The organism is Affinundibacterium amnicola, assembly GCF_014284275.1.
In the GTDB taxonomy this organism is placed as follows: domain Bacteria; phylum Pseudomonadota; class Gammaproteobacteria; order Burkholderiales; family Burkholderiaceae_D; genus Undibacterium; species Undibacterium amnicola.
On the sequence record NZ_JACOFU010000026.1, the window covers coordinates 1 to 246 of the forward strand.

Genomic DNA, 246 nt, shown 5'->3' on the forward strand with positions numbered 1-246 from the left:
TCAACAATGGTGTCACTTTGGTTGGTGGCAATCTGATTGTTCCAGCCGGTGTCAGCAGTTTCACAGTCACCGTCGCCACGATCAATGATGCTGTCGTTGATAGTGCTTCCCCAGAATCTTTACCATTGGTGATTGGTGGCGTGACAGGTAACGGTGGCATCATCGATGATGATCAACCAACGATCACGACAGTCGAACCAGGTGCAGCCGGTCCTGGAGGTGATACGGTGGTCGAAGGCAATAGCT

At 51.6% G+C, this 246-nt stretch carries 1 protein-coding gene; it reads left to right on the forward strand.

Features of this window, described 5'->3' with window-relative positions; translation table 11 throughout:
• Window positions 1-246: hypothetical protein (locus H8K33_RS19670; RefSeq protein ID WP_186892769.1), on the forward strand; the 246-nt coding region annotated here is incomplete at both ends.